Source organism: Inquilinus ginsengisoli, assembly GCF_031453975.1.
GTDB classification, from domain to species: Bacteria; Pseudomonadota; Alphaproteobacteria; order DSM-16000; family Inquilinaceae; genus Inquilinus; species Inquilinus ginsengisoli_A.
Window position 1 is genome coordinate 19,863 of record NZ_JAVDPW010000008.1, and the last position, 12,802, is coordinate 32,664.

Here is a 12,802-nt window from a genome sequence, read left to right on the forward strand (position 1 = left end):
AGGTGGGAGAAGGACCATGACGAAGCTTCCGACCCGCGCCGGCCTCGTCTTTGGCGCGCTGGCGATCTCCGTCTTGCTTGCCGCGGCGAGTCCGGCGCTCGCCCAACAGAGCGGGCCCGACGGCGCCCCCAACCCGACCGCGAGCGTCGTGAACGAACAGACGCTGTTGGAGCAAGCCCCACGCATCCAGGGGCGCATCGACATTCCCGACGAGAAGGCCAGCGTGCTCATCCAGCCCGCAGGGCGGGAGTGGGATTATTTCCACGAAGTGCTCCTGCACTGGTTCGGTGCGCTCGTGATCGTGGGGACGATCGCGATCCTCGGGGCGGCCTACCTGATCATGGGCCGCATCCGGATTTCGGCAGGACGGTCCGGACGGAAGGTTCACCGCTTCGGTGCCTTCGAACGATTCTCGCATTGGCTGACGGCGGTGTCCTTTGTCCTTCTCGGCCTGACAGGATTGAACATCACGTTCGGCAAGATCGTGCTTCTGCCGGTGATCGGTCCGGAGGCGTTCAGCGGCCTCTCGCAGGCCGCGAAGTACGTGCACAATTTCGTCAGCTTCGCGTTCGTGGTCGGCCTCGTCCTCATCGTGGCGCTTTGGATCAAGGACAACATCCCGCGCAAGGTGGATGTCGACTGGATGAAGCAGGGGGGAGGCTTCATCAAGTCGAAGCACGCACCGGCCGGGCGCTTCAATGCCGGCGAGAAGCTGGTGTTCTGGTTCGCGCTCGGCGGCGGGGTGGCGGTCATCGTGTCGGGCTATCTGCTGATGTTTCCCTTCTATGCGACGAACATCGCCGGGATGCAGATCGCGCAGGTGGTGCACGCCGTGGTGGCGGTTCTGTTCGTCGCCGTGATCCTCGGCCACATCTACATCGGCACGCTCGGAATGGAAGGCGCGTTCGAGGCCATGGGGACGGGCGAGGTCGACCTCAACTGGGCGAAGGAGCACCACGACCTCTGGCTGGCGGAGCAACTCGCCAAGGAGCGCTCGGCCGGCCCGGCACAACCATCGGCCACGCCGGCGGAATGAGCCTGGTTCCTGCGGCCGGGTTGTGGTGCCTCGAACGGTCACGAACAGTCACCATGCCGGTCTGTCACTGGATCGGCGTATGGTCTTGACCCTGAAGGCGAAGGTGCCGGTTGTCCCGCCCAGGGCCGGCGACGTCGGGTTCACTGTGTCGGTTTCCGCGTTCCTGGATTCAGCGGGTCGATCGACGCCGGCATCTCATGTCGGATGACGAGACCGAGGATGGTCCGGCGCGGCCGGGCGATGTGCGACTGGCGGGCTTCGCCGACCGTGTTTCCTTCGCACGGGCCGTGGCGTGGATCGACAGGCATGCGCAAATCCTTCCGGCCGAGCAGATCGACGCGGCCCTTGCAGCCGGGCGCATCCTCGCCACGCCGATCGAAGCGCCGCGGGGCCGTCCCCAGCACGACCGGGCCGCGGAAAACGGCTATGCCCTCAGGGCCGGCGAGACCATCGGCGCCAGCGATTACAATCCATTGCCCTTCGCGCTGCGGAATGCGGAGGACCCGCTACCGGCCGGAGCCGCGGCGCTGGTCGCGTCCGGCGCGCCGCTGCCGGCCGGCGCCGATGCCGTCATCCCGTTCGAGATCGCGCAGCCGAGCGGCGCGATGCTGGAGGTATTCGGCGCGGTTGCGGCCGGAACAGGCGTTGAAAGCAAGGCGCGGGACGCCGCAGCCGGAACGCTGGTGATCGAACCAGGGCGCAGGCTGCGGGTGCAGGACGCGGCCGTCATCCTGTCGTTCGGCCTTGGGCAGGTTCGTGTCGTGCGACGGCCGCGGATCAAGCTGATCATCGCCGGTCCGAAATCCGCGCCCGCCGGTCCGGCTCGCGATGCCGATGGCGTGATGCTCAGCGCTTTGGTCCGCCGCGACGGCGGCATCGTCTCGGACATCGCAGCCGACGCGGCGGGACGGGCCGCCATGGTCGAGGCGCTGACCGGCACCCCGGCGGACGCCATTCTCGTCGCCGGGCGGACCGGAACGGGCCCGGACGACGAAGCACCGCTCGCGCTCGCCGAGGCCGGCCGTCTGTCGATCCACGGCCTCGCCCTGCGACCGGGTGGTTCGACCGGGATGGGGCTTGTCGGCGGCGTGCCGGTCATGCTGTTGCCGGGCGATCCGCTGGCGTGCCTCTGTGCCTACGAGATGCTCGGGGGCCGGCTGATCCGGCGGCTCGGCGGTCTCGATCCGGATCCGCCGCATCCGTTGCGCCAGGCCGAGCTCGGTCGCAAGATCGTCTCGGCGGTGGGTGTGGTCGACATCTGCCAGGTGCGATTCGCCGGTGGTCTGGTGGAACCTGTCGGTTCGGCCGAACGCGGCGGCCTTGCCTCCGCGGTCCGCGCCGATGGGTTCGTGGTGATTCCGGCGGCGCTCGAAGGATATGCATCGGGCACGCGCGTCGACGTGCATGTCTATCAGGCGACCGGTGCGGACTTTGCCTGTGCTTGAGGAGTGCGACGATTGGCCGACGCCCTGAAGGAGGCCTTGCGCAAGGCCGCGCGGCAGGAGCAATTCCTCGAGGTTGTCGACCGCGACGAGGCCGAGGCGCGGTTCCGCCGGCACATCGCGATGGCGCCGCTGGGCGAGGAGGCCGTACCGCTGGCGCAGGCACTCGGCCGGGTCCTCGCGCGCGATGTCGTTGCCGACATCGATGTCCCCAGCTTCGACAGGGCGAGCGTGGACGGGTTTGCGGTGCGCGCCGCCGATGTCGCGGGCGCCTCCGACGAGGTGCCGCGCCGCCTCCGTCTCAACACCGAGATCCTCACCCCCGGCGTCGAGCCGGAATGCGACGTGGCCGGAGAAACCGCAACCGTCATCGCAACCGGCGGGATGGTCCCGCGCGGTGCCGATGCCATCGTGATGGTCGAGCATAGCGACACGCATGATGGTGATGACGGTCTTGCGGTGGAGATCCAGCGTGCCGTCGCACCCGGACAGTTCATCCAGGCCGCGGGCTTCGACATCGCGAGCGGCGAGACCGTGCTGCGTGCCGGCCAGGTGCTCAGCTCACGCGAGATCGGTGCCCTGGCGGCCGTCGGCCTTGCCGAGGTCTTCGTGTGGCGCAAGCCGAGGGTGGCGATCTTTTCCACAGGCGATGAGCTTGTCGCGCCCGGCGATCCCCCGCGCCCTGGTGGCGTCTACGATTCCAACGCAGCGATCCTTGCCGCCGCCGTCGAGGAGCTTGGCGGCGAGCCCGTTCGGCTGGGCATCGCCCGCGACAACGAAGCGGAGCTGACGGCGCTTCTGGAGACGGCCCTCGCCCATGACATCGTGCTGTTGTCCGGCGGCACGTCGAAAGGCGCGGGCGATCTGGCCTATCAGGTGGTGAGCCGGCTCGGGGATCCGGGCATCGTCGTCCACGGGGTGGCGCTCAAGCCGGGCAAGCCGATCTGCCTCGCCGTCTCGCATGGCAAGCCGGTCGTCGTCCTGCCCGGCTTTCCGACTTCGGCGATCTTCACCTTCCACGAATTCGTGGCGCCGGTCATCCGCGCCTTTGCCGGCCGCGCGCCCGAACGGCGCGAGACCGTGACGGCCGAGCTTTCCATGCGCGTGGCCTCGGAGCGCGGTCGCACCGAGTATGTCATGACCTCGCTGGTTCCGCGCGAGGCTGGCGGCCTCTCCGCCTATCCGACGGCCAAAGGCTCCGGCGCGGTGACCGCCTTCGGCCATGCCGACGGCTTTTTCAGGATCGCACCGCAGACGGAAACGGTGCCGGCCGGCACGACGGTCGATGTCACCCTGATCGGCGCGGGGCACAGGCTGGCGGACCTCGTGGTGATCGGAAGCCATTGTGTCGGGCTCGACATGCTGATCGGCCGGATGACGGCCGAGGGTTACGCAGTGAAGGCCCTGGCGGTCGGCAGCACGGGCGGCCTCGCGGCGGCGAAGCGCGGCGAGTGCGATGTCGCCGGCATCCATCTCATGGATCCGGCGACGGGCGAATACAATCGTCCCTTCCTGACCGAATCGCTGGATCTCGTCCCCGGCTATGGTCGCTTGCAGGGCCTCGTGTTCCGGCCGGGTGATGCCCGCTTCGAAGGTCGTCCGGTCGAGGTCTGCATGGCAGCGGCGCTCGCCCATCCGTCCTGCCTGATGATCAACCGCAACTCCGGCAGCGGTACCCGGATCGTCATCGACCGCCTGCTGGACGGCACCCGTCCCGCCGGCTATTCGCACCAGGCGAAGTCGCACAACGCGGTCGCCGCGGCGGTCGCGCAGGGGCGCGCCGATTGGGGTGTGGCGATCGAGACGGTGGCGCAGCGCTATGGTCTCGGCTTCCTGCCGCTGCAGCCGGAACGCTATGACTTCGTCGTCCCCAAGGCACGGGCAACACGCCCGCCAGTGCTCCGCTTCCTCGAACTCCTGCGGCAAGATCCGGTGCGCGCGCAGCTCTCGGATCTCGGCTTCACCCTATAGGACAACGAGTCGGGCTCCTGCGGGGGGAAGGTGCCCGCTCAGCTCTCGCCTTTTTTGGCCTGATCGCGCTCGCGCAGATAATCGTCCGTGGTGCGCGCGGTTCGGGTCGGCGTCCCGTAAGGGTCGAAGGCTTCCTCCGTGACGAAGGCAACGCGGCAATCCTCGCACATCTTGATGACGTCGAGACGGTTGGGCGAGCCTTCGTACATCCAGTGCGTGCCCTGCAGCTTCGCTGTCACGCGATCGATCGTGCTCTTGACCCCGAATGGCTTGCCGCAGCGAATGCAGCAGAACGGCTCCTCCTGCTTGAGGACGCGTGCCGACGTCGCGGCGGTGCGAAAATCCAGCTGGGGCCTGAGCGTGATCACGCTCTCGGGACAGGTCGCCTTACACAATCCGCACTGCACGCAGGCGTCTTCGACGAAGCGCAGCATCGGCCGCTCGGGATCGTCGCCCAGCGCTCCGGTCGGGCACGCCGACACGCAGGAGAGGCACAACGTGCAGCCGCCGACATCGATCTCCACCGCGCCGAACGGCGCCCCTTCGGGCAGCGCCACGATGTCGACAGGGGCGGGTGAAGCACGGTGAAGCTCGTGCAGCGCGAAGCGCAGCAGGCCCCGCTTCCCACCGATCGGAAGGAAGCTCGCCGGACGCGGCGCCGATGGCATCGACGGGATCCCGGTCAATGCTCTGCTCAGACCGTCCGGGTCGTCCGTCTCGATGATCGCAACCCGGTCGGTGCCGAAGCCGAGCCCGGCCAGGATGGGGTCTGCCAGCGCGATCGTTCGTTCCAACCCCGTGACGTCGTGGCGCGGCCGTCCCCGTAGGAGGAGCCGCACCGCCGACGCGCCGAAGGCGAAGGCCGCGGCGATGCTTTCCAGGCCGATCTGGGTGACCTCATTGACGGCCAGCGGCAGCACATGCGCCGGCAGCCCTTCGCCGAACCGGGCCAGCGCATCGATCAGCGCCGCGCCGTGCGGTTCATCGTGCAGCAGCACGACTGCCTGCTCGCCACCCGCCCCGCGATAGGCGACGAGCATCGCGCGCAGCTTGCGCATCAGCACATCCGGCGGCGGCAATGCGTAGGACGCCGCACCGGTCGGGCAGACCGCCGCGCATTGACCGCAGCCGGCGCAGACATACGGATCGATCGCCACATGGTCGCCGGCCGGCGCGATGGCACCGGTCGGGCAGAGATCGAGGCAGCGGGTGCAGCCGACGATCTGCGAGCGCGAATGGGCGCAGAGCGGCGCGTCGAAGGCGATGTAGCGCGGCTTCTCGAAGGTGCCGACGAGGTCGCGGGCCTTCAGGACGGCCTGCAGCATCGCCGCGGGATTGGCAGGATCGGCGCGCAGATAGCCATCGCGCAGATCGGCGGCGTTGAACAGCGGCGGCCCGCCGGAGAGATCGAGAATGATGTCGCAGCGCGACCGGGTGCCGTGGCGCGAGGGGCCGAACGACAAGACGGCGCGCGAGGACGGCGCCGGCGGCGCGAAATCGTCGACCGTCACCTCGAATGCGCCGAGATGGCCTGCGGCCGTCCGGATCAGCCCCTTCGCGACCGGAAAATCGGCGATGCGCCGCGGCACGATGGCCGCCGGCGGCTTGATCAGCACGGTGACGTCGAGATGCTCCTTGAGCAGGTCGCCGGCCTCGACGGCCACTTCGTCGCGGCCGTAGACGAGGATGACGCCTTCGCTCGCGACATCGACAAACGGCACATCCGGCACGGGCTCCGCCGCCACGGCGAGAAGTGCCGCCATTTTTGGCCCGGCCCGGGCGGCGTCGCCGGACCATCCCGCGGTCTCGCGGATGTTCGCGTACCGGATGGGCGCCGTTCGCCCGCTCTCGGCCGCAGCCTCGGAGAACAGGGCGACCTCCTGCGTGCAGCCGACCGTCAGCGGACCAGCCTCGGCGGCGATCGCCCGGAAGCGGTGGAGCTCCGCCCGGCAGAGGTGTCGCGCCGTCGTGACCTGATCGCCGCGGCAGCCGCGCCGAATGGCCTCTGCGTCGAGCGGCATCGTGTCTTCACACGAGCAGATCACGATCGTCTCAGGCGGAGCCGGCATGTGTCTCGTGATTCCCCAGCGATCGGGATCTGAGTCTTCTGCGCCAAGCTATTTGCCCGGCCACTCCTGGCCCATATAGTCACACAAGTTCGACATCGTAAATCCTGGAGGTCCTGTGCCGATCGAGGCACGCCGCCGGGGGCGCCTGCCCCCACCGTCTGGGCTTGATCTGCCGCCTCCCTTCCGCCTCGTGAGGCTCAGGGAGGCGGGCGATGCGTTTGCCCATGCCACGACCGTCGCGGCCCACGAAGGCGCAGGCACGCTCGTCCATGTCGGCCGCTTCGACATTGCGGAATTCGCGGTGGTCCTCGAGCCGGAGGAGCCGCTTGCGACAGCGCGCCGCGCGCTCTATGCCGGCTTGATCGCCCTGAGAGCGGCGCTGGCGGCGGATGCGCCGCCGCACCGGCTGATCACCTTCGCCTGGCCTGATGCGCTTCATGTCGATGGCGCATTGGCCGGTGGCGTGCGTCTCGCCTGGCCGGCGGCGGCGGATGAAGACAGCCTGCCGGACTGGCTCGTGCTCGGCGCGATGGCGAGGGTGGCCGAGGCGTCTGACGACCAGGGCATCGACGGGCCGCATCCCGCCCGGCTGGTCGAGTCGTGGGCGCGCCATTTCGCCGCCGCCATAGACGAATGGCAGACGGACGGCTTCGGCGTGGTGGCGGACAGCTATCTCGCGCATCTCGGATGCGAGGGAGGCGCCACACCCGCCATCGACGACAATGGCAACTTGGTGCTACGCCGGCTCGACGGGCGGTTGCCCGATCGCCGTTCCCTGGCGGAAGCGCTCGCCGCACCGACATGGCTCGACCCGGCGAGCGGAGGGCTGCGCACGTGAAACTGCTGCGAACCATTCGGGCCGATCCCTCGGACACATTCGTGTTCGAGAGGGCGGCGGAGCCTGGGGAATGGGCAGTGTCGGGCGCTTTCGCGTTTGCACGCATCGACCCGGCCACACTCGTGGGCGGCGCCCGTGCCGCCTTTCGGGCGGGCTTTCTCGGCATCGCTTCGCTCGGATGGTCGACATTGGCGCAGATCGTCGAGGCAAGCGAGACGGACCGAGCGGAGGCCGTGGAAACCCTGGCCAAGCGCCTGGTCGAGAGCTTCGGTGCCCCCGATCTGCGGACCGCGCGGCCGGCGGCGGAGGAGGAGGTCGCCTTCGCGGCCTCGCTCTGCGATCACCCCACCGGAATGCTGGCAGCCGTATCGCGCCGCTACGAGAACGGGTCGATCCACGAGGCGTTTCGTAGCCTGCACCCCGCCAACCGGTTGAAGCCGGCGCGCGCCTTCGACTTCACGGCGATGACGGACGCGGAAGAAGCGGCGGAGGAGGTCGATCTCGCGGGCCTCGCGAAAGGGGAACGCCGTTGAACGCGCGGCGCGACTTCTGGCTCTCCTGCGGCCATCATCTGCTGGATCGCGGCCCGGGCGGCGGGCTGGTGGTCACGGACGAATTCCTGAAAGCCTATCTGGCCCGACCGGAACTTGCGCCGCCGCCCGACGCGTGCCCGGCAGAACACAGTCTTCGCAGCATTCTGCTGGACCGGCCGCGCCAGGCGGTCACGCCGTCGCAGATCGCGGCGATCGCCGATGCCGACGCGCGCCAGAACTGGGAGCTGATGATCGCCTGGCGCGACCATCTCCTGGATCACCAGACCTTGGAGGCGGGCTATCTCGACCTCGTCCGGCGTGGGCTCAGATTTCCGCATCTCTTCATCGACCAGCTGGTGCAGGTGATCCTGCGAAACGCACTGGATGGCTGCGACGACGCTTTCGAGCTGCGGGCGGCCGAGATGTTCTTCCGGCCGCAACGGCTTGCCCTGCACCAGGGCTCGCTCGTGGCCGCCGATGACGAGACCGTGTCCGGCCTCGGCGGCCGGCCGCTGTCGCCGCTGGTCTCGCTGCTGGGATTGCCGACGGCGGCCGAGATCGACGTGCTCAGCGATGCCAACGACGGCGGCTATTGGGATCGCAGCGACCGGTTCGACATGGCGCTCGATCTCACGACCGGCCGGCGCGGGCTTGCGGCGCTCGGCGACGTCGTTGCACGCTGGATCGCCCATCTGCTCGCGATCGATGTCGCGATCGAGCCCATGATCGAGCTGCGGGACGTGCCGCTGAGGTGGTATGTTGGCCTGGATCCCGATGCGACGCGCATCGGCGATGCGCTGTGGAACGGCGACGATCTCGACGAAGCGGCGCGGGCCCGCGTGATCGGCCTCTATCGGCTGGTTTTCGAGGACCCGAGAGACGTGATCGAGGAGCTCAGGGGCGAACCGGTGTATCTCATCGTTGCCATGACGGCCGACAAGGTGCTGCGACTGAAACCGCAGAATCTCGTGACCGGCCTTCCGATCCGGCAACGGGAGGCGGCACGGTGAGGGAGACGGCGCTCGCACGCATTCCCGTGGGCGTCATCGTGGAGCGCCGCAAGGCGATGAGTCCGTGGCTCGATTTCCTGTGGCGCCCGGTCTCGGTCCTTCCCGGGAACCCCTCGGCGGCGCCCTGGACGCAGATCAGCGCTGGGGCGGCGGCCGCCATGTTCTACGCAGGCGAGGCCGTGATCGAACTGCACCGGACGGAAACGGTCAATTATCGCGCCAATCTGGCTTCCGGCGCACCCTTGCTGTGGGTGGTGCTGCGCCCCACCAAGTCTGAGCCGGCCTATGAGGTTCTCACCGTGACGGCCGATCCGGCGGAGGGCGAGGCTTTCACGGACGCCGGCAACGATCTGGTCGAGGCCGTGCCCATGCCGGCCATCATCGCCGGGAAGCTTGCTGATTTCATCGCCGAGCACCATGTCGAGCGGCCCTTCGTGAAACGCCGGCGCGACCGGGCTGCGACGGATGGACGTGCCGGGCGCGACGACGGCCAAGAGAGCGGCGGCCAAGAGGGGGGCGAATGAGCGCGCCTGAACCTTTCATGTCACGCTGGTCGCGGCTGAAAGAGGAGGCCGGCAGCAGGACGGACTCCGAGCCCGCCCCTCTGCCTCTCAAATCGGATGCCGTCGCGGCGAAGCCTGTCGGTGCGGATGCAGAGACGGCCGCGCCGACCGAAACGAACGCGCCCGGTCCGCCGGTCTTCGACCCGGCCAGCCTGCCGCCGATCGAATCGATTTCCGTCGGCACCGACATCCGTTCGTTCCTGCAGTCCGGCGTGCCGGCGGACCTGACGCGCGCTGCCCTGCGCCGCGCCTGGGTCGCCGATCCGACAATCCGAGACTTCATCGGGATCGCCGAAAACCAGTGGAATTTTAACGACCCGACCGCGATCCCAGGGTTCGGACCGCTGACCGCCGCCGACGACGTTCCGGGGCTCCTTGCCAGGATCATGGGCACAACGGACGATGCCGTGGGCCGGATCACCGAAGTCGTCGCCCCCGCTCGTCCCGCGGCGTCGCCGGCCACCGATGGCCACCGCGTCGAGGCCGACGACGTCCGGCCGGGGGTCGCGATCACGGCAGACGATCCCGGCAGTCCGCATGCGGTCGGGCGCGAGCAGGAGCGCCATGGGGCGGAGGTCGCGGCGGCAGATCGACATGCCGCCGCAGAGTCGGGCGCCGCAGAACCGGGCGTACGGCGCAATCGCCGTCCGCACGGGAGCGCCATGCCCAAATGACCTCGGCAGCTCCACGCGCACGCCGTTGACGATCGTCCCGCCCGGGTTCTAGCGTCCGGGCGGAATTGTACGGAATCCTTGAAGGATCGAGCAGATGCGGGATCCGGGCTCTCAGGAGGCCATGCGCGACGAACCCGCAGCCCATGCCGTCGACGAGATCGATCGGGCGCGCGAGCAGGAATACGCGTTGCTCTCGACATTGCTGGCGCGATGCCCCGACGCGGCCATGATCGAGAGCCTGGCCGGCCTGCAGGGCGATGCGAGCCCGCTCGGCATCGCGCATGCGGCGCTCGGGCAGGCTGCCGCCCGGACCGACGCCAAAGGGGTCCAACGGGAGTATTTCGACCTCTTCAGCGGGCTCGGGCGCGGTGGGCTGCTTCCCTACGCATCCTATTATTTGACGGGCTCTCTGTACGGTCGCCCCCTCGCGCGGCTGCGGGATGTTCTGCAACCGCTCGCGATCGTGCCGGCGGAAGGACAATCAGAACCTGAGGATCATGCCGCCATGCTCCTTGAAATCATGGCAGGCCTCGCCGGCGGCCGGATCGCCGCTCCGGTCGGAACGGAGCGTGACATTTTCGAGACGCACCTCGCGCCGTGGATCGGACGATTCTTTGCGGACCTCGAACAGACCAGGCCGGCGACGTTCTATGCCGCCGTTGGTGGGCTGGGCCGAGTCTTCACGGAGATCGAAATCGAGGCATTCAGATTGCCGGCTTAACCAGTCTGCGAAAGCATGCCTCAGCAATGTGGGGCTTCCCCCTCTGAGTCGACGACGTCAGGAATGAGGAGAAAGGTTGTGCGCAGCTTCTTGGTAGCATGTTTAGTAGCCGTCATCATTGCTGTTGGCGCCGCCGCTGTGCTGGACCAATTCGTGCAGGAACCAGTTTCGAGCGCATTTGCCGAGTCGAGCGTCCGGAACTAGGCTTCGTTGGAGAAGGGGCGAACACGGCAGTGCTGAGGCGAGGTTGACGGCGCCAAGATATGGCTCTTTGGCACGGCATCTTTGACCCCCGTGCGCCCCTGCCGCCAGCCAAGCCCGTTCCAACGATTTGTTCCCGATGTGCTTGAAGTGGCACCAATCGCTGTTCCGACCAGAACCACGGCGAGCCCATGGTCACGCATCGTCTTCGCGACGCTCCTTGCCCTGGGATCTCGAAGAGTCGGCATCGATCGCCGCTGGGTCGGCATCGAAGACGATGCGCTCAGTGCCGCTCAGCGCGATGAACCGGGTGCCTTTTGCTCGGCCGATCAGCGTGAGGTTCGCTTGCCGCGCGAGGTCGACCCCCCAGGCCGTAAAGCCCGAGCGGCTGATCAGGATCGGGATCCTCATGCGGACGATCTTGATGACCATTTCGGACGTCAGGCGCCCGGTCGTGTAGAAGAGCTTTCCCTCTGGCCGAATACCGTTGAGGAACATGTATCCGGCGATCTTGTCGATCGCGTTGTGCCGGCCGACGTCTTCCATATAGACGAGCGGGGCATCCCGCTCGCACAACACGCAACCGTGCATAGCGCCCGCTTCCAGGTAGAGACTCGGCGTCAGGTTGATGGCCCGGCTCAGGCTATAGAGCCAGGAAACGCGCAACTCTGCTTCACGTCCGAGCGTGATCGCAGCAAAATTTTCCAGAAGATCGCCGAAAGCCGTGCCCTGGGCACATCCTGAGGTCAGCGTCTTCTTGCGAAGCTTGTCCTCGAAGTCGGTCTCGCGGGCGGTCCGTACGACGACGACTTCCAGATCATCGTCATGCTCGATGGCGGTGATTTCGTCATCGGGTCGCAGCATGTTCTGATTGAGCAGGTATCCCACCGCCAGACAGTCCGGATAGTCTCCGACCGTCATCATCGTGACGATCTCTCGGCTGTTGAGGAACAAGGTCAGTGGACGCTCGACCGGGACCGTGACATTGACTTTGGCGCCAGCGTGATCGATGCCGTCGATCGAACGGGTAAGGCTCGGATCGGCTGGGTTCGGCCTGATCACGAGGCTTGCGGGGGCTACGAGCTTGCCGGTCACGCCATTTCACCGCAGGGGATGAAATCGACCATCATGTCCGGCCCAGGCTCGGTCAGCGACGTCAGCATGTCTGCTCCCTCCGTCGGAAAAGCATTGAAGGCGCCCGCTATCGCCTCGCCGCGACCGAAACACAGGCATCGTCTGTGTGCCGACGTTGCATCGCCCAGCGGCAGGATGGAGATACGTCACCACTGCCCATTTTAAGCTTCAGCGGCAGCCTGCGTCGATTCGTGTCGTGGAAGCCCAGTACCAAAGAAGCCCGGCAGTGCGCCGGCGCCCGATTCCGTGGAGATCCAGCAGGGCTTCGGTCGGCCAATCAACACGATAGCCCTTCACCTGTGACGCACGAGCGACTTTGCGGCATTTGGACCGCAGGCAACCGCCAGATCAGCGGAGAATGCAGCATTTGCGGCCGTATTGCGCCGGGCTCAGGAGACATTTCGAGGCGCATGACGGTGGTGTCAGCGCCAAAAGCGCGAAGAGACCGCCATCGCAGCCTCATCCTAACGCACTGATTTTCCCGAAAAACTGGAGCGGGCGAAGGGATTCGAACCCTCGACCCCAACCTTGGCAAGGTTGTGCTCTACCCCTGAGCTACGCCCGCTCTGGCGCCGTCCGGCGCCGCAGCGCCGTCCGAGGTGGCGGGTTA

At 67.5% G+C, this 12,802-nt stretch carries 11 protein-coding genes and 1 tRNA gene; 9 read left to right on the plus strand and 3 right to left on the minus strand.

Annotation, left to right across the window (positions count from 1 at the left end; all coding sequences use genetic code 11):
- Positions 1-16: 16 nt before the first annotated feature.
- The 3 genes from E9232_RS21935 to E9232_RS21945 all read left to right on the plus strand — a co-directional run bounded on the left by E9232_RS21935 (position 17) and on the right by E9232_RS21945 (position 4,449).
- A complete protein-coding gene (locus E9232_RS21935; RefSeq protein WP_309797494.1) occupies positions 17-1,036 on the plus strand; it encodes a formate dehydrogenase subunit gamma in 1,020 nt (339 codons plus the stop codon).
- A 197-nt stretch (positions 1,037-1,233) separates the two neighbouring features.
- The gene (locus E9232_RS21940; protein WP_309797496.1) at positions 1,234-2,481 is read left to right on the plus strand and encodes a molybdopterin molybdotransferase MoeA; all 1,248 of its coding nucleotides are present in this window, start codon (positions 1,234-1,236) and stop codon (positions 2,479-2,481) included.
- 3 nt (positions 2,482-2,484) lie between these two features.
- On the plus strand, positions 2,485-4,449 hold the full coding sequence (locus E9232_RS21945; RefSeq protein WP_309797498.1) for a molybdopterin biosynthesis protein: 1,965 nt from the start codon (positions 2,485-2,487) through the stop codon (positions 4,447-4,449).
- Positions 4,450-4,487: 38 nt separating this feature from the next.
- Here E9232_RS21945 and E9232_RS21950 read toward each other — a convergent pair whose 3' ends face one another.
- Positions 4,488-6,470 carry a 4Fe-4S dicluster domain-containing protein gene (locus tag E9232_RS21950; protein WP_309797499.1) on the minus strand — a complete coding sequence of 661 codons (1,983 nt, stop codon included), beginning with the start codon at positions 6,468-6,470 and terminating at the stop codon, positions 4,488-4,490.
- Positions 6,471-6,633: 163 nt separating this feature from the next.
- On the opposite strand from E9232_RS21950, the gene E9232_RS21955 reads away from it, so the two are divergent.
- The 6 genes from E9232_RS21955 to E9232_RS21980 all read left to right on the plus strand — a co-directional run bounded on the left by E9232_RS21955 (position 6,634) and on the right by E9232_RS21980 (position 10,857).
- Positions 6,634-7,356 (plus strand): biotin/lipoate--protein ligase family protein, encoded by a 723-nt coding sequence (locus tag E9232_RS21955; RefSeq protein WP_309797503.1) that lies wholly within the window; start codon positions 6,634-6,636, stop codon positions 7,354-7,356.
- Positions 7,353-7,889, plus strand: coding sequence for a DUF6505 family protein (locus tag E9232_RS21960; RefSeq protein WP_309797504.1), 537 nt, complete (start codon positions 7,353-7,355; stop codon positions 7,887-7,889). The genes E9232_RS21955 and E9232_RS21960 overlap by 4 nt, the downstream gene beginning before the upstream one ends.
- Positions 7,886-8,899 carry a DUF6352 family protein gene (locus E9232_RS21965; RefSeq protein ID WP_309797505.1) on the plus strand — a complete coding sequence of 338 codons (1,014 nt, stop codon included), beginning with the start codon at positions 7,886-7,888 and terminating at the stop codon, positions 8,897-8,899. The genes E9232_RS21960 and E9232_RS21965 overlap by 4 nt, the downstream gene beginning before the upstream one ends.
- Complete coding sequence (locus E9232_RS21970) at positions 8,896-9,423, plus strand: DUF3305 domain-containing protein (protein WP_309797506.1); 528 nt, start codon at positions 8,896-8,898, stop codon at positions 9,421-9,423. Before E9232_RS21965 ends, E9232_RS21970 begins: the two co-directional genes overlap by 4 nt.
- Positions 9,420-10,136: a DUF3306 domain-containing protein gene (locus E9232_RS21975; protein ID WP_309797507.1), complete on the plus strand. Its 717-nt coding sequence runs from the start codon at positions 9,420-9,422 to the stop codon at positions 10,134-10,136. The genes E9232_RS21970 and E9232_RS21975 overlap by 4 nt, the downstream gene beginning before the upstream one ends.
- Positions 10,137-10,257: 121 nt before the next feature.
- Positions 10,258-10,857, plus strand: a complete 600-nt coding sequence (locus E9232_RS21980; RefSeq protein ID WP_309797509.1) for a TorD/DmsD family molecular chaperone — start codon at positions 10,258-10,260, stop codon at positions 10,855-10,857.
- Positions 10,858-11,253: 396 nt separating this feature from the next.
- On the opposite strand, the gene E9232_RS21985 is transcribed toward E9232_RS21980, so the two are convergent.
- Positions 11,254-12,153, minus strand: coding sequence for a formate dehydrogenase accessory sulfurtransferase FdhD (locus tag E9232_RS21985; protein WP_309797511.1), 900 nt, complete (start codon positions 12,151-12,153; stop codon positions 11,254-11,256).
- 529 nt (positions 12,154-12,682) lie between these two features.
- A tRNA-Gly gene (locus tag E9232_RS21990) sits at positions 12,683-12,757 on the minus strand.
- Positions 12,758-12,802: the final 45 nt, after the last annotated feature.